This window comes from Vibrio sp. 2033 (assembly GCF_033339735.1).
In genome coordinates this window covers 1-569 of record NZ_JAWOVC010000634.1, presented here as the reverse complement: position 1 = coordinate 569, position 569 = coordinate 1, and the positions used below count along the sequence as shown (strand labels likewise).

Sequence of the window (569 nt, the reverse complement as noted above, 5' to 3'; positions counted from 1 at the left end):
CCAACGATGCATGGCACCAAGAGCTCAGCCGCATGATGGTATCTGGCGGCACGGAAGATCAAAAAGAGATCTTCTACACCGCGCTTTACCACGCTTCTATCGCGCCAATGATTTTCCAAGATGTCGACGGTCAATACCCTGCGATGCGTACTCGCATTCAAAAAGACGCGGGCGATACGCCAAACTACTCCGTGTACTCCATGTGGGATACTTTCCGCGCAGCGCATCCACTGAAAACCATCATCGACCCAGAACGTGCCGAAGAGTTTGCCAACGACCTGATTCGTAAATACGAAGACGGTGGCATCTTGCCGAAATGGGAACTGCACAGCCATTACACGGGCACCATGATCGGCTTCCCTGCGGTTTCTATCATTGCTGACGCGATGGCGAAAGGCTTAGACATCGACCCACAACTTGCCAAAGAAGCGGCTGAGTTTACGGTGCGTTACCACGAGGCTTCTGAATTCCCAGATTGGACGGAAGACAACAACATCGGCGCAGCAAACGTTGTGCAAGTGAAAGTGTACGAAGAAAACGGCTTTGTTCATCATGGCTACTGGAACAGT

At 51.7% G+C, this 569-nt stretch carries 1 protein-coding gene; it reads left to right on the top strand.

Going from position 1 to position 569, the window contains the following annotated elements:
- Positions 1-569: glycoside hydrolase domain-containing protein (locus R7P74_RS28200; RefSeq protein ID WP_318123981.1), on the top strand; the 569-nt coding region annotated here is incomplete at both ends.